Origin of the sequence: Streptomyces sp. NPDC059564, assembly GCF_042735575.1 — a bacterium.
In the GTDB taxonomy this organism is placed as follows: domain Bacteria; phylum Actinomycetota; class Actinomycetes; order Streptomycetales; family Streptomycetaceae; genus Streptomyces.
Genome location: NZ_JBHWBP010000667.1, coordinates 1 through 1,654 on the forward strand (window position 1 = coordinate 1; position 1,654 = coordinate 1,654).

1 protein-coding gene is annotated in these 1,654 nt (G+C 74.4%); it reads left to right on the forward strand.

What is annotated here, in order from left to right; genetic code table 11:
• Nucleotides 1–1,654, forward strand: a 1,654-nt coding sequence (locus tag ACFV0Q_RS41460; RefSeq protein ID WP_385013278.1) for an acyltransferase domain-containing protein, incomplete at both ends; no start/stop codon positions are given.

Sequence of the window (1,654 nt, forward strand, 5' to 3'; positions counted from 1 at the left end):
GGGGTGTGATGGTGGCGGTGCAGGCCTCGGAGGACGAGGTACGGGAGCTGCTGGCCGGACACGAAGACAGCGCGGGTATCGCCGCCGTCAACGGGCCCGCCTCCGTGGTGGTTTCGGGCTCCGAAGACGCCGTAGCAGCGGTGGTCGACCGGCTGTCGGCTGATGGCCGCAAGACGAAGGCGCTGTCCGTCTCGCACGCGTTCCATTCTCCGTTGATGGAGCCGATGCTGTCCGAGTTCCGGGCCGTCGTGGAGAGCGCCTCCTTCGAAGCCCCGCGCCTGCCGGTCGTCTCGACCGTCACGGGCCGCCTCGTGTCGGCGGAGGAGTTCTGTTCCGTCGACTACTGGGTGAGGCATGTGCGCGAGGCCGTCCGCTTCGCCGATGCCGTCACCTCCCTCGCCGAGGAAGGTGTGAACACCTTCCTGGAGATCGGACCGGGCGGGGTGCTGACCGCCATGGCACAGGCCGCCCTTGACGACGACGCTGCCGTCATCCCGGTCCTGCGCGCGGACCGTCCCGAGGACGTGGCCGTCACCACCGCCCTGGCGCAACTCCACGTCCACGGCACGCCCGTCGACTGGACGGCCGTCTTCGCCGGGCGCGGCGCCCGGCTCATCGGCCTTCCCACGTACGCCTTCGAGCGCGAGCACTACCGGCTGGAGACGCGGCCCGCCACGGGCGACCTCACGCGCGCCGGTCTCTGGTCGGCCGATCACCCGCTGTTGGGCGCCGTCGTGACCCTGGCCGACGGCGAAGGCGTGCTGCTGACCGGCCGGGTGTCGCTCGCCACGCATCCCTGGCTCGCCGATCACGTGGTGATGGGCGCGGCGCTCCTGCCCGGCACCGCCCTGGTCGAGATGGCGTTCCGGGCCGGCGACCAGGTGGGGTGCGGCCGGATCGAGGAACTGACGCTGGAGGCCCCGCTCGTGCTGCCCGAACAGGGCGGCGTACAGCTCCAGGTGGTCGTCGACGGCCCCGACGCGAGCGGCTCGCGCGCGGTGCGGGTGTACGCGCGGCACGACGACGCCATGGCGGCGGACGCCTGGACCTGCCACGCGTCGGGACTCCTGTCGGCCGGTGCGGGGACCGGCCCGGACCGTGCGCTCACCGAGTGGCCGCCGTCCGGAGCCGAGCCGCTCGACGCCGACGCCCTGTACGCGCGCATGGCCGACCTCGGCCTGGAGTACGGGCCGGTGTTCCGTGGCGTCCGGACCGGGTGGCGGCGCGGCGACGAGCTCTTCGCCGAGATCGCCCTGCCCGGGGGAACCGACGCCACCGGCTTCGGCCTGCACCCCGCGCTGTTCGACGCGGCCCTCCACGCGGTCGGTCTCGGTGACCTCGGAGCGCGGGCCGACGGGCCCCGGATCCCGTTCGCCTGGACCGGAGTCGGCCTCCACGCGACCGGGGCCACCGCGCTGCGGCTCCGCCTCACGCCCGCGGTCGGGGAGGGCGCGGTGGCGTTGTCCCTCGGGGACGGTGCGGGCCGACCGGTGCTCTCGGTCGAGTCCCTGGACCTGCGCCCGGTGGCGGCGGAGCAGCTGGCTGCCGCCGGGGGAGGCCGTGCCGGCGGGCTGTTCCGGCTGGAGTGGACGCCCGTCGGAGGCACCGGGGCCGCTGCCGTCACGGACCTTCCCGTCGCCCTGCTGGACACCCT